The organism is Salimicrobium humidisoli (assembly GCF_002295105.1).
Classification (GTDB): domain Bacteria; phylum Bacillota; class Bacilli; order Bacillales; family Halobacillaceae; genus Salimicrobium; species Salimicrobium humidisoli.
In genome coordinates this window covers 13,497-27,939 of record NZ_NSGH01000017.1, presented here as the reverse complement: position 1 = coordinate 27,939, position 14,443 = coordinate 13,497, and the positions used below count along the sequence as shown (strand labels likewise).

General features: G+C 47.9%; 11 protein-coding genes. 4 read left to right on the top strand and 7 right to left on the bottom strand.

Going from position 1 to position 14,443, the window contains the following annotated elements:
* Nucleotides 1–3: 3 nt before the first annotated feature.
* The 4 genes from aldA to CKW00_RS10535 all read right to left on the bottom strand — a co-directional run bounded on the left by aldA (nucleotide 4) and on the right by CKW00_RS10535 (nucleotide 5,679).
* Nucleotides 4–1,455 carry an aldehyde dehydrogenase gene (aldA, locus tag CKW00_RS10550; protein WP_095822529.1) on the bottom strand — a complete coding sequence of 484 codons (1,452 nt, stop codon included), beginning with the start codon at nucleotides 1,453–1,455 and terminating at the stop codon, nucleotides 4–6.
* Nucleotides 1,456–1,761: 306 nt separating this feature from the next.
* Nucleotides 1,762–3,021: a PucR family transcriptional regulator gene (locus tag CKW00_RS10545; protein WP_095822528.1), complete on the bottom strand. Its 1,260-nt coding sequence runs from the start codon at nucleotides 3,019–3,021 to the stop codon at nucleotides 1,762–1,764.
* Between the two features lie 168 nt (nucleotides 3,022–3,189).
* Entirely contained in the window at nucleotides 3,190–4,737 is a 1,548-nt protein-coding gene (gene pruA, locus CKW00_RS10540; RefSeq protein ID WP_095822527.1) for an L-glutamate gamma-semialdehyde dehydrogenase, read from the bottom strand.
* A gap of 24 nt (nucleotides 4,738–4,761) precedes the next feature.
* On the bottom strand, nucleotides 4,762–5,679 hold the full coding sequence (locus tag CKW00_RS10535) for a proline dehydrogenase family protein (RefSeq protein WP_095822526.1): 918 nt from the start codon (nucleotides 5,677–5,679) through the stop codon (nucleotides 4,762–4,764).
* A 273-nt stretch (nucleotides 5,680–5,952) separates the two neighbouring features.
* Between CKW00_RS10535 and CKW00_RS10530 the strand changes: the two genes are divergently transcribed.
* Nucleotides 5,953–6,942 carry a DmpA family aminopeptidase gene (locus tag CKW00_RS10530; protein ID WP_095822525.1) on the top strand — a complete coding sequence of 330 codons (990 nt, stop codon included), beginning with the start codon at nucleotides 5,953–5,955 and terminating at the stop codon, nucleotides 6,940–6,942.
* On the opposite strand, the gene CKW00_RS10525 is transcribed toward CKW00_RS10530, so the two are convergent.
* The 3 genes from CKW00_RS10525 to CKW00_RS10515 all read right to left on the bottom strand — a co-directional run bounded on the left by CKW00_RS10525 (nucleotide 6,939) and on the right by CKW00_RS10515 (nucleotide 10,320).
* Nucleotides 6,939–7,880 (bottom strand): ArsA family ATPase, encoded by a 942-nt coding sequence (locus CKW00_RS10525; RefSeq protein WP_095822524.1) that lies wholly within the window; start codon nucleotides 7,878–7,880, stop codon nucleotides 6,939–6,941. The genes CKW00_RS10530 and CKW00_RS10525 overlap by 4 nt on opposite strands.
* Before the next feature lie 13 nt (nucleotides 7,881–7,893).
* Entirely contained in the window at nucleotides 7,894–8,160 is a 267-nt protein-coding gene (locus CKW00_RS10520) for a cory-CC-star protein (protein WP_008588302.1), read from the bottom strand.
* A 423-nt stretch (nucleotides 8,161–8,583) separates the two neighbouring features.
* On the bottom strand, nucleotides 8,584–10,320 hold the full coding sequence (locus tag CKW00_RS10515) for a carbon starvation CstA family protein (protein WP_095822523.1): 1,737 nt from the start codon (nucleotides 10,318–10,320) through the stop codon (nucleotides 8,584–8,586).
* Nucleotides 10,321–10,777: 457 nt separating this feature from the next.
* On the opposite strand from CKW00_RS10515, the gene CKW00_RS10510 reads away from it, so the two are divergent.
* From CKW00_RS10510 to CKW00_RS10500, 3 genes are all read left to right on the top strand, one after another.
* Complete coding sequence (locus CKW00_RS10510) at nucleotides 10,778–11,953, top strand: MFS transporter (protein WP_095822522.1); 1,176 nt, start codon at nucleotides 10,778–10,780, stop codon at nucleotides 11,951–11,953.
* Between the two features lie 81 nt (nucleotides 11,954–12,034).
* Nucleotides 12,035–13,222: a CynX/NimT family MFS transporter gene (locus CKW00_RS10505; protein ID WP_095822521.1), complete on the top strand. Its 1,188-nt coding sequence runs from the start codon at nucleotides 12,035–12,037 to the stop codon at nucleotides 13,220–13,222.
* Nucleotides 13,179–14,432 carry an MFS transporter gene (locus CKW00_RS10500; protein ID WP_095822520.1) on the top strand — a complete coding sequence of 418 codons (1,254 nt, stop codon included), beginning with the start codon at nucleotides 13,179–13,181 and terminating at the stop codon, nucleotides 14,430–14,432. Before CKW00_RS10505 ends, CKW00_RS10500 begins: the two co-directional genes overlap by 44 nt.
* Nucleotides 14,433–14,443: the final 11 nt, after the last annotated feature.

Here is a 14,443-nt window from a genome sequence, read left to right as displayed (position 1 = left end):
TCATTACTGTTTGTCATTTTTATACTGCATATATACGACCTGTGTCACGAGGAAATCTTCTACACCGTGTTTGCCGTCGGTACCGCCAAGCCCCGACTGACGCATTCCGGCATGATACCCCTGCACAGCTTCGAAATTTTCGCGATTTACGTACGTCTCTCCGAAACGAAGCTCGTTAGCCACGCGCATCGCCTGATTAACGTCGTCGGTGTATACCGATGAAGACAGACCATATTCGGTGTCATTTCCTTTTTCGATCGCTTCATCAAGTGTTTTATATGTCGAAATTGGAATAACCGGACCGAATATTTCTTCCGTCATGATTTCCGATTCGTGGGAAATGTCGGTCAGGATGGTCGGTTTGAAGAAATAACCGGAATCGACATCCGCTCTTTCTCCTCCTGTGACGACGGTAGCACCGTCAGCGACAGCATTGTTCACCATTTCTTCGACTTCTTCCAGGCGTTCTCTGCTGACAAGAGGCCCGACGTCCACTTCTTTATCTTCTTTCGGATCACCGATTTTCATACCTTCAAAAGACTCTTTCAATTTCTCAATAAGCTCTTCTTTTCTACTTTCGTGCACGTAGACGCGTTCTGCGTTCGTACAGGCCTGTCCGTTGTTTGCAAGCCGGGACGTAACGATACTTTCCGCTGCTGTATCGAGGTCGGCTTTATCCGTGACGATAGCCGGTGCTTTCCCTCCGAGTTCCAGATTCACTTTCGTAATGTTCTGCGCTGCCGCTTCCATCACTTTCGTACCGGCAGGAACGCTTCCTGTCATCGTGATCATCTCAACGTCCTTGTGGGAAGCCATTGCGTTTCCGAGTTCGGAACCTGTGCCGGTAATGAAGTTATAAACGCCTTTAGGGATTTCTTCCATCTTATCGATGATTTTTGTGAATTCGGCAGCCGTATTAGGTGTCTGCTGGCTCGGCTTCAGAACGATTGTACATCCGGTTACGAGAGCAGTGGCAACTTTACGTGCCAGAATGAATACCGGGAAGTTCCATGGTACGATACCGCCCACAACTCCTATCGGTTTCTTATAAACGAAGATGTTCTCGTTCTCTCTGTCACTCGGTACAATTTCACCTTCTATGCGCCTTGCCCACTCGGACATATAGCGGAAGTAATCGATGGCCAGATCCACTTCTCCGCTGGCCAGCCCGTAGTCTTTCCCCTGTTCTTCCTGCAGGAGATCGATGAACGTATCTCGGTTGGCTTCGATTTCGTCTCCGAGACGACGGACGATTTTCCCTCTTTCAATATTCGGTGTGAGCTCCCAGCCTTTTTGAGCCTGTTTCGCTGCTTCCACTGCTTTATTCACGTCCTCTTCCGTGCCTCTTGGAGTTTTGGAAATAATCTCACCCGTGGCCGGGTTTTCGATCTCTATCCAATCATCTCCACTGAACTCTGTATATTCACCATTAATGTATAACTTGTGTTCAATCACTTTATCATCCTCCTGTAGTTGTACAGGGAATGTTCCACTAAGGGCACACCTTTAAACAAACTTTTCTGGTAAAAAAAAGCAGCCCTGACTTACAGGCTGCGACTGTTCTCTTATGAAATTCACGTCACCTGACTATTTTTTTGAATGAGTTCTTAAGGCTGTTGAACGGATGCAGGATCAGCAAAGCCGCTAAAGGCGAGCGGGAAAATAACTTTATGTTGAACAATTTAACGAAAGTATGATGCTGCATGTGGTGGTACTTTTTCCAGAATGAAAAAATGAGCGTATGCAGAAGGTTGCATACGCTCAGGAAAGTACGTTCAGATATCTGTGATAATAGGAATCCACGTTGTTAACGAGGAGCAGTTCCATATAGAGGTGGGCTTTCATATTGAAATCCTGGAAATCTATCGACGTAAGCTCCTGAATCTGTTTAATCCGGTAGTTCAGCGTATTCGGATGGATATACAACTCGCTTGCCGTCTGTTTCCCTTTCGTATTGTTCGCGAGGTACATTTCAAGCGTACGCAGCAGGTCGGTCTGTTTTTCCCTGTCATTTTTGATCAGCTTCAAAAGATCTTCACTGTAATAATCGTCGGCACTGTTCTTTTCGTAAAGAGCAGCAAGATAGCGATACGTCCCCATCTTCGCGAATTCCCGCGGCATCGTCTCCGGACGGGGCTTAAGAAAACTTGCAACTTCGATCACTTCGAGTGACTCCAGGAAACTTTTCCGTATTTCCCTGAGGGTGTCATACTCTTTTCCGACACCTATCAGAAAACAGTAAAATTCCTCTTCTCCGACTTCCGTTTTCACTCTCGAAATGAAAGCGCGGGCTTTACGTAAAGACTCCCCTTCCGATTCTGCTTCCATCAGCAGAACCAGCTGATATTCCGATTTCAGGAAATACATGCGATATTCCTGTTTATACGTCCGTACAATCCGCTCGAGGTAATCCAGCATATACCGGTATCTGCTTTCCGTTACGGAAAAAACTATGACAGAAGCCCGTTCCGGCAGAGAAATTTTGACGAGAGCGGCATTTTTCTTCAGCTGACTTTCAGAAGAGTACTCGTGATTGAGCAGTTTCCACAATACTTCATCTTTCCGGTTATCTTTTTCGCTCGTCGTTTTATGCAGATCATAAACCATCTTACCGATATAAGGAGTGATATCGCGGAGAAATTCCATGTCCTCTTCTTCCATCCAGTCATCCGATTCCTGTATCCAGACATATCCTACCGTCTGCCCCATATGCTTCGCCGCAATGACTACCCGCTGCCGGAATCCTATATCTTCGATCGGATGAACGCGGACCGGGTGACTGGTACGCTCCAGACGCTGCACGATCCCCTCTTTTTTCAGATGATCTATAATAAATACCGGGCATTTCTTCGATAGTATAGTCTTCTGCTGTGTCTGATCGAATCCATCGAAGGAGGAACTGTAGGATACAAGTTCAAAACTCTTATTTTCGATAATTACAGGCTTCTTCAGCTTCGTACTGATGATTTCGGTCGCCTTGTGAATATCTTCTACCTGCATCAGAAGTTCTTTCCATTCCATTTATTTCTATCCTTTCCCGAACAAGGTTTCGCTCGGTATCATTATACCTATTTTCAAGTGTCAAAAACAAGAAAATTGCTGATTGTTCAAGAAAATTCCACTCGTCAAAAAAATATATCATAAAAAAAGTACCACCCTTTTACGAGGATGGTACTTTCATCAGTGATACTAGAACATCTCGGAAACTGTTTTAGCCTGCATATGCAGCATAATATAGTCAGGTCCACCTGCTTTAGAATCCGTACCGGACATTTTGAATCCGCCGAACGGCTGGTAGCCGACGATCGCGCCTGTACAGTTACGGTTGAAGTAAAGGTTTCCGACGTGGAAGTCGTACTTCGCTTTTTCAAGATGGGCACGGTTATTGGAAATGACGGCACCTGTCAATCCGTATTCCGTATTGTTCGCTATGTCGATAGCTTCATCGAAGTCACGGGCTTTTGTGAAGCAGACGACAGGTCCGAAAATTTCTTCCTGCTGCATGCGGGAATCCGGAGCCAGGTCAGCGAAAATCGTAGGCTCGATGAAATACCCTTTAGAGTTGTCCCCTTTACCGCCTGTAACCAGCCGGCCTTCTTCTTTACCGATTTCGATATAGCTCATCACTTTGTCGTAGGCGCTCTGATCCACTACAGGACCCATGTAGACGTTATCTTCTGTAGCATTTCCTACGGTAAGTTTCTCTGTACGTTCTTTCACCATTTCCAGCACTTCGTCATAGACATCTTCATGAACGACAGCACGGGAACCGGAAGAACATTTCTGTCCGGAGAAACCGTAGGCGGAAACGACGATAGCTTCGGCAGCCGTTTCCAGGTCGGCTTCTTTATCCACGACTACTGTATCTTTACCACCCATTTCGGCAATAACCTGTTTCAGGTGATTTTGGCCTTCCTGGACTTTTGAAGCACGTTCAATGATGCTCGTACCGACAGCACGGGAGCCTGTGAAGGAAATGAGACCGACTTTCGGGTGGTCCACAATCGCATTCCCTACTTCACCACCGCTGCCCGGAATGAAGTTAAGAACACCTTTTGGAAGTCCGGCTTCTTCAAGCACTTCAACAAATTTGGCTGCGATTACTGCACTGTTGGAAGCAGGTTTCATAACTACAGTATTACCTGCAACCAGTGGTGCTACTGTCGTACCTGCCATGATAGCGAGCGCCAGGTTCCACGGCGGAATAACAGCTGTCACGCCGATAGGCTGATAAATATACTGGTTGTGCTCACCTTCGCGGCTTTCCACGTGCTTTCCGTTTTTCAGTTCTACAGCCTGACGGCCATAATATTCAAGGAAATCGATAGCTTCTGCCGTGTCGGCGTCCGCTTCTTTCCATGGTTTCCCTACTTCATAAGCAAGGTAGGAAGAAAATTCGTGCTTGCGGCGACGGATAATGGCAGCTGCACGGAATAGAATTCCTGCACGTGCTTCCGGATCCCATTTTCTCCAGTCTTCGAAAGTTTTCGCAGCAGACTCTACCGCTTTTTCGGCAAGTTCTTTATTCGCTTTGGATACGACCCCTACCACTTCTTTCGTGTTCGCAGGGTTCGTCGATTCTATTTTTGCATCTGTACGGATACGCTCGCCGTCAATCAGAAGATCGTGCTGCTTTCCGAGTTCCCCTTTTACATACTTAAGAGCCTCCTCGAAAGCTTCCTTGTTTTCTTTGACTGTAAAATCCGTAAATGGTTCGTGTTTGTATGGCGTTACCATGATACATTCCCCTTTCGATTTATATTATCGTGAAAAGATTCCTTTTACTGCAAAAGCTATATTTGCAGGGCGTTCTGCCAGACGTCTCATATAATAGCCATACCATTCCATTCCGTACGGCATATAGACGCGCACAGTGTACCCTTCTTTCGCTAAATCGTGCTGCAATTTATTTCTCATGCCGTAAAGCATTTGAAATTCGAAACGGTCTTTTGAAATACCGTGTTCCCTGGCCAGCTCTTTCGTAAAGTTGATGACTTCTTCATCATGACTCCCGACGGCTGTATAGTTGCCGTTAAGCATGTGTTTCTTGACCAGTTGTTTCAAGTTCTTATCTACCATATCTTTATCCTGGAATGCGACAGTCCCGGGCTCCTTGTAAGCACCTTTCACGAGTCGCACGTACGGATCATATTTGTCCAGTTCGTCCAGATCTCTGTCCGATCGATACAGATAGGACTGGATGACGATTCCGACGTTCGGATACTTCGCCCGCAGTTCTTTGAAGACATCTATAGTTGCCTGACATCGGCCGGAGTCCTCCATATCGATCTGTAAAGTGATGCCGAGTTCCTGAGCTTTATCCAGAATCCGTTCCATATTCCGGATTACCAGTTCGCGGCTTATATCGAGCCCGAGCGACGTCAGTTTTACGGACATCTCACAGGCCAGGTTTTGATCAAACATCGTCTGCACCGTTTCTACAGCTTCCCCGGCACGCTCTTTCGCTTCTTCTTCGGAATCCACGAATTCTCCGAGGTGGTCCACGGTAACTACTAACCCTTCGTCATTCAGCTGTCTGATGACCGGAACTGCCTGAGAAAAAGTTTCTCCTCCGACCAGCTTATCAACACCGAATCGGGTTCCGTACTGCTTTGCCAAACGGTCGAGTGTTTTATTATTTGATAGAAACAAGAAAAAATTTTTCGTGATGGCTTGCAAATTCAACACACCCTTTCTTCCCTTACCTCCCTGAACTCGTGAAGAGTTAGTAGCAGATCTGTTTGAACTGTTAAGAAAATTATAACTTTTGAAAACGCATTCCTCAACGTGTGCGAACCACAAACATCCGGTTGTGGTTTTATAGTTTAACCACAATAAGACATATTATGCCGGGAAATGGGAGCAGATTATGACCTTTTTCGGTTAATATGGACAGTTGTTGGCTGAAACGCTTATGATAAACTGAAAGAAAGATAAAGGAGGCGGTAAATTATGGCCAGGTCAGAAGTGACAGGGAAAGGACACAGCAACAGAATAACGGATGTAGAGGGTGTTCTCGTAGGACATGAAACATTGAGCGAAGGATCTGTGCAGACCGGAGTTACAGCTGTACTCCCGCATGGAGGGAATATATTCCGGGAAAAAGTCACTGCCGCTTCTCACGTAATAAACGGCTACGGGAAAACGTCCGGAATGGTACAAATTGAGGAGCTTGGGGAACTTGAGACGCCCCTTCTGCTAACTAATACATTAGGAGTCGGAAGTTGTTTCAATGCTCTTTTGGACCATGCTCTGGAGGGGAATGAAGAAATCGGGAGAACGTCCGGAACAGTCAACCCTGTGGTCGGGGAGTGCAACGATATGTTTCTGAATGATATCAGAAACAGAAGCATCGATTCCGAACACGCCCGAAGAGCAATCCGCGCAGCCGGCAGAGAATTCCGGGAAGGGTCCGTCGGGGCCGGGCGCGGGATGCTGTGCTACTCCATGAAAGGAGGTATCGGTTCTTCCTCCCGCCTCATCTCAGTCGACAGGGTCACCTACACTCTCGGAGTGCTCGTCCTGACAAACTTCGGAGTAATGAGCGATTTGACGTTCCACGGGAAACAGATCGGTCAGTATTGGGCCGACAAAATAAAAGCCGAACCCCACGAGGATAAAGGCTCGATTATGATAATTACCGCAACGGACCTTCCCGTTACCCACAGACAGCTTACGCGCATACTGAAACGATCCGTCACCGGACTCTCCCGGACAGGGTCATTTATCAGCAACGGAAGCGGAGATATAGCCATCGGCTTCACGACCGCAAAGAACCATTCCCCTCTCCCCGATCATCTTCTGGACGGAGCGTTCCGTGCTGTCGGAGAAGCTGTGGAAGAAGCTATATTCCGTTCCCTGCAGAAAGCGGAACCGGTGACCGGAAGAAACGGTTTCACTCCTCCGACCTGGAGTGAACTTATGCGCAGATATCCGTTCTAATATTTACTGTCGGTCATCGAGTGACGCAGGTGATTACTGAAGTCTTTCAATTGCGCAAGCGTGGCGATGTCTTCTTCATAAAGTGGGATCTCGACAAGGTGCTGGTTCCGGAAAGTCTTCCGAAGCTCTTTCAGATGTTCTTTTTCCACTTCCCGGCGTTTTTGAAGGAAAGTGCCGTCAGCGTAATCGGGTAACACTTTATTCACGAAAATATCACGGATGTGAAAATGGTGTTGGTGTAACTGTTTAATGGCCTGTTCGGTTTCGAGGATAGAGAGGCGTTCGGGAATCATAACGAATACGAAGTTCGTTTTCTCCTCATCGAGAACAATTTCCCGTACAGCTTCAAACTTCTCCCGCCGTTCCTGAAGAACATCGTAAATAGGATCTTCGACAGGTTCGCCGTCATTGAGCAACTGTGTATAATTATCGTTCGTTTTCTTACGCTTCTCAAGCATCCCGTCAATCCAGACAGTCATCATTTCAGGGAGTGTCAGAAGCCGAAGGGTGTGGCCCGTGGGCGCTGTATCAAAAATGATATGATCGAATTGTTCGTTCTCCTCCAGGATAATCGCCGTAATCCGGTCGAAAAGAGCAGCTTCCTCCGCCCCGGGCGACGCACTCGCCATGTCAATCTGTCTGTGCACTTCTTCGACCATCTTCGATTTCACGAGACCTTCCAGGTTTTTCTTGACCCCTTCGATGTAGCGGGTGGATTCTTCACGGGCATCCACCTCCATCCCCCACAGATTGTCGGTCAGTTTTTTCTTCTCGTGATTCAGCTTCGTATGGAAAATATCCCCGAGGTTGTGGGCAGGGTCGGTGGATACGATAAGTGTTTTCTTTCCCTCTTCCGCTCTCACCAGAGCAAGAGCCGCACTCGTCGTCGATTTCCCGACCCCGCCTTTTCCACCGATAAATACAATTTTTTCTTTCATACATCATTCTCCTTCAGCAGCAGCGTATTCCCTCAAGGGGGGATTTTTCCATTCCCATCCGTAAATGCCAGTCGTGATACTTATCAATAATATACGGGTACAGTTCCAGAGTATAGTAGAACGCCGGGTTCGGTATACCGAGCATATCGGAATACAGAAGCAGCAGGAAGAGGTCATCCTCGTCCCTTAATTCCCGGGCTATTTCCGTCCGGTGCGGCATGCTGAGCACTTCTTCATAATAATCCACGAGTCGTTTGATCATCGATTTCCGATCAGGCATGGAATTCCCCTTTCTTTAACCGGAAGGAACACATGGAGGTGCCTGAAACCGTCCGGTTCTTTGTCACGTGCTTCCTTCCATACATTCCTTCCCTTCATTTTTAAGCACCGAAAGCGCGGTAACAATCCTCCGGATAGCAATTACCATAATGATGGAAGCCGGTCGGTGAACTCCTGTTTCACCATCAATAACATCAGTACCATCCAACCTCTGTGCTTATGAGCCGGATTGCTGCGTTCGGAAATACTGTTCCTTACCCTTACTCCTTTTTATCCATTCAATCATGTAGGCGCTTACATTGCAGAAATCATTATACTATCTCTTCTGCCCACCTTCAAATTAAGTGAATATATTGTCAGAGTTCTACTGATAAAAGGAAAGAGGAGTCACAGAGAACTGTGCTCCTCTTCTTCTTACTATCGGTCAGGCACTTTTTTCGACTTTATTACCATCTTCCTTCATCAGTACAGAGATGGCAGTAATCGTTATCCATATGGCGAACACCATGATGAGAGCACCGAATATAAATAGAAGCCAGTCGGATCCTTCCACCCACGGCGCCCAGTCGGTGAGCACCTGAGAAACCATAGCCCAGAGGGTCATGAACATCAGGAACATCATCGGAATCATCGCCGGCCAGTAATTCCGGCCCAGCCGCTTCAGCCATACGGAAATCAGTAACAGACTGATACCGGCAAGCAGCTGGTTCGACGTACCAAACAGCGGCCACAGCAGATATCCTCCGGAACCGAAACCTTTCGGACCTTCCGGAATAAGTGTCAGAGCGGCACTGGAGACGACAGCGACCGTAGTAGCAACGTGAGTCTTCGTCAAAGATGGAACATTATATTCCGTACCCAGTTCGGAGATGATATAACGCATCAGACGCACCGATGAATCGAGTGTCGTAGCCGCAAAGCTTACAACGATTACCGATACGATGGTAGCTGCAGCCTGGGCAGGGATGCCGAGTCCGGTCGCCAGCTGGGCTGCGCCCTGAACGAAAACCCCGAGACCCGCTCCGCTTGCTTCCGCAAAGCCGCTGTACGTATTTGTGAAATCTCCCGCTGTAGGAAAGAAAGTTACTACGGCTATGATGGAAATCAAAGCGAGCGCCCCTTCCCCTACAGCACCAAGATATCCGACGAAACGTGCATCCGTTTCTTTATCCAGCTGCTTGGACGAGGTGCCGGAAGAGACAAGCCCGTGAAAACCGGAAATCGCTCCGCAGGCAATTGTTATAAACAGCAGCGGGAACCAGGAGGTGTCTGCCGTACCGTTACTAACCGGTGCCGTCACTTCCGGGTTCGAAAACAGAAGGCCGAGGTAAAGGATGGCAAGTCCGACCACCAGCTGATGAGAGTTGATAAAATCTCTCGGCTGGAGGAGTTTCCATACCGGCATAGTCGAAGCTATGTACACATAAATCATCAGGATGATGATCCAGACGAAGAAAGCCATAGATGTGGCCGATGCTCCGAACAGGGAAGTACTGCCTTCTCCGCCGAAATAGCTGACCAGGTCAATCTGCAGAGCCGGAACATAACTGGCGACGACAGCCGTCAGATACATAACCGCAAGAGCCGCCAGAGACGGCAGAAGCATGCTCCCCTGCTTTTTGTATACCGTATAACCGATCCATATGGCCAGCGGAATCTGGATGAACACAGAAAGAACTGCGGACGGATTTGTGATGAACAGGTTTGCTATAACCCACGCGAATACAGCGTTGACCATGAGCACCAGAATGAGAATAATGAATAAAAACAGTATTTTGGCGCGTTGGCCGATCAGTGTATTCGCGAGCGTCCCCACGGACTGTCCTTTATGCCGCACAGACAGAACGAGTGTACCGAAGTCATGGACACCTGCCGCAAAAACGGTACCGAGAAGCACCCACAACAGAGCCGGAAGCCAGCCCCAGTACACGGCAATCGCCGGACCGAGAATCGGAGCGGCTCCCGCAACGGACGTGAAGTGATGGCCCCACAATACCCACTTATTCGTCGGAACGAAGTCCACACCGTCCTTGTATTTATGAGCCGGTGTCGTGTAGTTCGGGTCGAGTTTGTAAATCTTTTCTGCCAAAAATTTAGAATAATACCGATAGCCGAGTGCCAGAACAATAATACCGAAAACCGCAAGCCAAATTCCATTCATCAGCCTTCCCCCTTTGATCATTTTCCGCATCTTTATGTATGCGTTTTCAATATGGAATTAATTATACTATCTTTCCTGAAGAGCTTCAATCTATATTACTGATTTTTCTAAACATTCTCACATAATAAAGCTTGCCCGATAAATCCGTCTTAGCTATAATGAAAAAAGTATTCTTCAAAAGGAGGGGAAAGAATTGTCTACGTTCGGAAACATGAGCCCAATCGCTCATTTCAATGCATTCATGACTACAGTTTTTGGCATTTTTTCTGACCAGGGGACACGTATGTCCTTTTTCAGAAAACCACCTTTACCTGTATATGAATACCGAACGTAAAAAAATTCTTACCGCGTCCCATATGATTCCCGTAGGTGAGGTTTTTACCTGCGGGGATTTTTTTGTTCAAAACATAGAGCTTCCCGCTCTGGATATGGGACTGGTCTTCAGGAGGAATACTAAGTGAAACGGAACGTAAGATTCATCTATTTATATATCTTTCTCGCCCAACTGTTTTTCGACCGGGCCCTATGGGTCATCTATCTGAATGAACAGGGCCTCAGTATGACAGAGATCGGTATCGTCGAAGCACTGATGCATTTGTCTGTAGTCCTTTTGGAAGTTCCCACCGGAATCATTGCGGATCTTTATGGGAGGAAAGTGAGCCTGCTGATTGGAAATCTGATGAGCATCGGGTATGGCACATTCATGCTTATCGGCGATTCTTTCTCTCTGTTCGGGGTGGCACTCGTCACACTGGGGGTGTCGGTTACCTTTCAATCAGGGGCTGAAGAAGCACTTGCCTACGACACTCTTAAAGAATATGGGCAGGAAAAAAAATATACAAGTACCTTCGGGAACATGATCGCACTGTCACTCATCTCTCTTAGCCTGGCCAAGCTGTTAGGAGGCTGGCTGGCGGACATCGATTTTTCTTATGTCTATGCAGGTGTGATTCTTTCTCACGTGCTGGCGCTTGTTCCTATTTATTTGTTACACGAACCACCGAGAGAGAAACTTGAAAAGCAATCTGTAAGAAAACAGTGGGCGTCACAGATCAAGACTGGTGCGCATGTGTGGAAAGGACATCCAGGAATCCACATTCCTATCCTTTTCTTTATCAGCCTCGGAACGGTCCTTGTCATTCTCGTATTCTACGGTCAGGAATATTTCGTGCGTCTTGGCCTCAGCACATTTTGGATCGGGGTCATTTTCACCGGGGAAGGACTGATCGGTGCTTGGATGGCGAAGATCGCTTATAAGCTGGAAGAGAAATGGTCCTTTTTCTCCGTTACGAATTATGGCTATCTGCTGTTCCTGCTATTTTTCATCCTGTTCATTTGGAGCCCTGTCTGGGGAACAGTCCTTTCCTTTCTCATCCTTTGCCAGTTGCTCACGTTGTACGAACCGATTTTTTCGAACGCTGTGCAAAACAGATTGGAAAGTTCCGTGCGGGCTACCTTTTTTTCGATAATTAGCGTTGTTGAGAGTTTCGTGACGATGCTCGCGTTCCCTCTCTTCGGATGGGTCATCGAGGTGTGGTCTTTCCACACCGGGTTTCTTATCATTCTTATTATGCTGGCTATTCTTTATGGGTGGCACATTCCTTCCCTAAAAAAACAATATGCTGAACAGTAAATGGAGGGCTGTCCCGATAGGCAACGGGATGGCTCTCATGCTATAGTAGTAAAAGTAAATCAATGGAAAGAAGGATACATAATGAACAACCGAAATTTTTTCACTGCCCTGCTCATCTTCGGTATTGTACTCGTGTCGTTTAACCTGCGACCGGCCATCACTTCAGTCGGTCCCGTGATCGGTCTTATCAGGGAAGATCTGAATCTTGCCAACTGGAGCGCTGGCCTTTTGACGACACTACCTCTTATCGCTTTCGCTTTCACCTCTCCGGTCACCCCGAGAATCAGCGCCAGATTCACAAATGAAATCGTGCTGGTCGCCGGAACATTCCTGATATTTACAGGGGTAGTTGTACGGTTGATACCGAATACGGCTGTTTTGTTCGCAGGTACTCTGCTTGCAGGTATCGGCATCGCCGTCTGTAACGTTCTACTTCCGGGAATAGTGAAAGAAAAATTTCCCGACAGAGTCGCTCTCATGACCGGCGTCTACGTTACAACGATGGGAGTATTCGCCTCGGTGGCTTCAGGTGTAAGCATTCCCGTAGCTACAGGACTCGGGTGGGGGTGGACGAATGCACTGGCGATCTGGGCCGTACCCGCTTTTCTGGCAATGGTCCTATGGACTTATCTGATTGTGAAAGAACGTAACACCCCACGTAACGGGGAGTATTTTGAACTCGAGCAGACCAACGTGTGGACGTCCCCGCTGGCATGGAAAATCGCATCGTTCATGGGGCTGCAGTCGTTTCTCTTCTACGTCACGGTAGCCTGGCTTCCCGAAATTCTGAATGCCGGGGGTGTCAGCATAGCAACTGCAGGCTGGATGACTTCCGCCGCCCTTTTCATCGGTCTCCCTGCAAGCTTTATCGTTCCGGTTATAGCCGAAAAGTTCAACGACCAGCGGAAAATGGTGCTTATTCTCGGCACTTTTTCTCTCGCCGGTTATTTTATTTTGTGGATCGGCAACTCTTTCGCTCTGCTAATGGTGAGTATTATATGCATCGGTATCGCCTTGAGCGGCAATTTTGCTCTCGCTCTCGCTTTTCTTGGAATGAGAACGAAGTCGGCCCGTCAGGCTGCAGCGCTGTCCGGCATGGCGCAGGCTTTCGGTTATTCGCTGGCTGCAGTCGGACCGATGCTCATCGGTCTTCTCTATGATCTGAGCAGCAGCTGGACGCTGCCTGTACTCACACTTCTGCTCGTTTCTGCAGGAGTCATTCTTTTTGGTATGGAAGCGGGAAGAAACCGATACGTCGAAGAATCTTAATAAGAAGGGAGGGATGACGTTGGCTCTGCAGCAACCCTATACACCGAAGGACAGGAGTTTCTGGCAGATAACACTGAGCCTCACTCTTGCGTCTTTTTTTATTTTTGCAAGTATGTATGCCGTCCAGCCACTGTTTCCCGTCTATGTAAAAGAATTCAATATAAGCATCTCGGCAGCCAGTCTGTCTCTTTCCCTGACAATCACAGGGCTTATTGCAGGACTGATCGTTCTCGGTTTCTTCTCGGACCGGCACGGGCGGACGTCGTTCATAAAAGCCTCCGTTGCCGGTGCCACTATTCCTTTTCTGATTATTCCATGGACAGATTCATTTTTTCTGCTCCTCTGTCTCCGGTTTATTCAGGGGGTGGCACTCGCAGGACTCCCGGCCGCCGCTCTTGCCTATCTGCACGAAGAAATCGATAGAGGAAGTGTTCACGTAGCCACCGCTCTTTACATATCGAGCAACGCCCTCGGAGGGATGGCCGGACGGGTAATGGCAGGAACGATGACCGATTTCTTTTCCTGGCACACGTATTTTTATATGCTCGGAGGCCTCGGCACGGTTATGTTTCTGCTGATGCTCCGTCTTCTCCCCGCCTCCCGTTTCTTTGAATCAAGCGAGCTTTCTTTCCGTCACGATCTACACGGTTTCTCTTATCACCTCAGAAACCCGCGGCTGCTTCTTATTTTTGGTCTAGGAATCATTTTTCAAACGAGCTTCACCGGGGTGTGGACTTATTTACCGTTCCATCTGCAGGAAGCCCCGTTTTTCCTGTCGCTTGCAACTATTTCCCTTTTCTATTTCGCTTACGGTCTCGGTGTTGTCGGCTCGCCTCTCGCTGGATGGCTGGCCGGACACTTTCCTCTGAGCAGCGTTCGGCTCACCGGCATCTTCGTACTGTGTATCGGTATTTTCCTTATGCTTTTTGATGCTGTATGGATCATTTCTATAGGTCTCGCTCTTCTCTGTCTCGGGTTCTTCACCGCGCACTCCCTGACCGCCTCCTCCATCGGAGATCTAGTCACGCATCACAAAGGCAGCGCCTCCAGCCTTTATCTGGTTTCTTACTATATAGGCGTAGTGACCGGAAGTTCAATGCTCGGCCCCCTTTACAATTCGCAGGGGTGGCCGGGACTGATGATTTTTCTCGCTCTCCTTCCGCTTATCTACATCGTTATCGTACGAAGCACGGTAAAGACCGGGAATTAATAATATAACAA

What these genes read in the sequence shown, in the direction of transcription:
- pruA (WP_095822527.1), bottom strand. Translation starts at nt 4,737, where the DNA reads ATGGTAACGCCATACAAACACGAACCATTTACGGATTTTACAGTCAAA.
- CKW00_RS10520 (WP_008588302.1), bottom strand. Translation starts at nt 8,160, where the DNA reads ATGCCTGATCGGAAATCGATGATCAAACGACTCGTGGATTATTATGAA.
- CKW00_RS10525 (WP_095822524.1), bottom strand. Translation starts at nt 7,880, where the DNA reads ATGAAAGAAAAAATTGTATTTATCGGTGGAAAAGGCGGGGTCGGGAAA.
- CKW00_RS10530 (WP_095822525.1), top strand. Translation starts at nt 5,953, where the DNA reads ATGGCCAGGTCAGAAGTGACAGGGAAAGGACACAGCAACAGAATAACG.
- CKW00_RS10515 (WP_095822523.1), bottom strand. Translation starts at nt 10,320, where the DNA reads ATGAATGGAATTTGGCTTGCGGTTTTCGGTATTATTGTTCTGGCACTC.
- CKW00_RS10505 (WP_095822521.1), top strand. Translation starts at nt 12,035, where the DNA reads ATGAACAACCGAAATTTTTTCACTGCCCTGCTCATCTTCGGTATTGTA.
- CKW00_RS10545 (WP_095822528.1), bottom strand. Translation starts at nt 3,021, where the DNA reads ATGGAATGGAAAGAACTTCTGATGCAGGTAGAAGATATTCACAAGGCG.